The following is a 2,576-nucleotide window of genomic DNA, read 5'->3' as shown; positions in this document are numbered from 1 at the left end:
CTAGGCTATGAGTAGTTGCGTGTGTTAGTATTTAACTTTGCAAGTACACACCAAACTGAAAATCCTTGCGGATTTTTAGAAGTAGACGAGAACAAGCAATTACTTATAGCCATTGTTGTAACCAGTATTTTATTCAGTTCGCAATTTGGTTTTGATTTTCCACATCTATTTAATGAATTTCATTTGCGTAATTCAATCCGCAGTTTTGAATTCAGAGTGTATTCATTTTCTTGATTTTAATTCAGCTTTTATTTTTTTATATTTCCAAAATTCACAGGAATTATAGCACTTAAAGCTATTGGCACAACAATTAAAGCGCTGAAAACTCCATTATCATCTTTTTTCAAGAGGCCATAAATACAAACGATGAAAAGAAGACCTAATACTACTATTAATGCTCCATTTATAATTTTCAATCCTCTTAATTCTCCTTCAAGTTTTTCTGTCGTTTTTTCGTTTAATTTCATATCTGCGTTTTGTTTAGGAATATTGGTTACAACGTTACGTGTATTGTTAGTTACTTGGTTTGAGAATCAAATTTAGTAAATACAAACCAGATAGAAAATCCGCCATGATTTTTGTGAGTAGTCAGGAACCAAGTAATTAATTATACACCGTGTTGTACCACGTACTTTAATAACAACGTATTGTATTTGAATAAAAACCTGCTTCATTTTCGAAAAAGTTATCATAATAACAGTTTCTATTCAAATTTTCATAAAGATATAAACCTCTCAAAATTGGCCCTTGCAGGTCCCAATAAAATATATCGTTTAAAAATTTAAAAGTCTTCGAGTTATTGTTCCACCTATCTATTGGTTTATTGAAATATGTATTTACAAAATTGTAATCATAATATTGATAAATATGTATTATCTCGTGGGAGATTAAATCATATTGATTTAAAGACCTTTGGTCAATCAATAATATATTCCCTCTTGCAATTCCTCTTGCATCAATTCCATTCCCAGAAAGATTGCTGCCCGAAAATATTATTTCACCTGTTTGCAAAGTACGTTCAAATTCAAATTTATTTCCGATTGCCGTACTTATTGTTAAGTACAATGAAACAGGCATAATTTTATATTTGATTCTGAACTTGTCCTTTGTATGAAATTCGATTCTATTAAAACCAATATTTAAATGCCATTGGTCCCAAAAATTTCGGTTTGATGATGCATTTTCAACTATTGATGTGCCTGCCGAATTCACTAACTTCCCATACCAACTGTATTGCCAAGATTTTTTACTACTAATATTGCCAATAAGGTTTTTACTCTCATAGATTATATATCCACCAAAAGCACCCTGCCCCATACCTTTCAATAAAACTTTGTGCCATTTTTCATTCGGCTTTTTATTTATTAAGGCTCCAATTCCTGAAAAGACTGAATTTATTCCAATATTATAGAGAGCCATTTCTGTTTTTGTATCCTGTGAAAATGATTTATAAGGTAAGATAAAAATTGTAATCAATATCAGAATTTTAATTTTCATATACATTTTCTCAGTATGTGGTACAACGGTTTGGCTAAGCTGCGTTTTAATGCAGTTTAGCTTTTGTTAGGCACTGGTTTTTTATTTAATGGTTATCCAATCGGCTTTTATATTCATATTTTTCAATTCAGATGGCGTTTCCAATTTATGGTATTCTCCAACAGTCTTTTCATCAGTCATAAAAATAAAATCCCAATCATTTATAGTATCACTTATTTCTTCCCAACTGTTCATTAAATTTTGATAAACTTTAGCTTTAGGGTATAGTTTAGAGATTTCCTTAACTTCTGAATTTGGGTTTAGACCGTTTATTGTTTTAAATTTTGGTGAGGCTGCAATTATGATTAAAAGGGTGTCTGTGCTAAGTGTCGGTATCAGACCAAATGCTAAGTCATCTTTGTCATAATACAAATAAGCGGGACTACCACCACCAAAACCAAAACTAGTAGCTTCTCCAATCTCTTTTCTAAGACCTTCGAACTTTTGTTCCGCTTCTGAAATCGTCATCCCGATTTTGATTTCTCCTAGATTTCCTTTTTTAATTTCAAACTTACTATAATCAAATGTAATTGTATTTGAAATTTCATCAGTTGAAGTATCAGTTAGTATCTTTTCAGTTTGATTGGTATTTTCCTTTTTATCCGCAGATTGATTACATGACCAAATTATTGTCAGTATTATTATGTATATTAATTTTCTTATCATTTTCGACTTGTGCCTAACGGTTTGGCTAAGCTGCGTTTTAATGCAGTTTAGCTATTGTTATATTTGAGAAGCGACACGCAATACTGAGCGGCAAGTACAAACATAACTTTTAATAATTTTTATAAATAAGCCTTGCATAAACACCAAAGCCTAAACTTGATAAATGTAAAACTACTCTGACCAAAGATAGAAAATTAGTGTTTTTATACAACCCCTGATTTTAGTCTACAGTCATTCGTTTTTATATTCTTAAACGCTTACGAAATCATATTCCTTTTCATATTCGTAGTAAGCAATTTTCTTTCTTCTTTTCCATCCAACTCCGCAATACTTGGAGCGATTTACACGCAAGACCACTCGGAGCGGTTCAATAT

At 31.2% G+C, this 2,576-nt stretch carries 3 protein-coding genes; all 3 read right to left on the bottom strand.

The features are described from left to right. Positions 1-248 precede the first annotated feature (248 nt). The 3 genes from BSU00_RS12715 to BSU00_RS12705 all read right to left on the bottom strand — a co-directional run bounded on the left by BSU00_RS12715 (position 249) and on the right by BSU00_RS12705 (position 2,202). The gene (locus tag BSU00_RS12715) at positions 249-467 is read right to left on the bottom strand and encodes a redox-active disulfide protein 2 (RefSeq protein ID WP_105004708.1); all 219 of its coding nucleotides are present in this window, start codon (positions 465-467) and stop codon (positions 249-251) included. A gap of 166 nt (positions 468-633) precedes the next feature. After that, positions 634-1,497 carry a hypothetical protein gene (locus BSU00_RS12710; protein WP_233188747.1) on the bottom strand — a complete coding sequence of 288 codons (864 nt, stop codon included), beginning with the start codon at positions 1,495-1,497 and terminating at the stop codon, positions 634-636. A gap of 81 nt (positions 1,498-1,578) precedes the next feature. Further along, entirely contained in the window at positions 1,579-2,202 is a 624-nt protein-coding gene (locus BSU00_RS12705) for a hypothetical protein (RefSeq protein WP_105004707.1), read from the bottom strand. Between the last annotated feature and the right edge of the window lie 374 nt (positions 2,203-2,576).

Source organism: Tenacibaculum sp. SG-28 (genome assembly GCF_002954385.1).
Lineage (GTDB): Bacteria > Bacteroidota > Bacteroidia > Flavobacteriales > Flavobacteriaceae > Polaribacter.
Note: the sequence above shows the minus strand (reverse complement) of the source record. Positions and strands in the feature narration are given on the sequence as shown.

Coding starts and splice junctions, on each gene's coding strand:
- BSU00_RS12710 (WP_233188747.1), bottom strand. CDS start 1,497: ATGAAAATTAAAATTCTGATATTGATTACAATTTTTATCTTACCTTAT.
- BSU00_RS12705 (WP_105004707.1), bottom strand. CDS start 2,202: ATGATAAGAAAATTAATATACATAATAATACTGACAATAATTTGGTCA.
- BSU00_RS12715 (WP_105004708.1), bottom strand. CDS start 467: ATGAAATTAAACGAAAAAACGACAGAAAAACTTGAAGGAGAATTAAGA.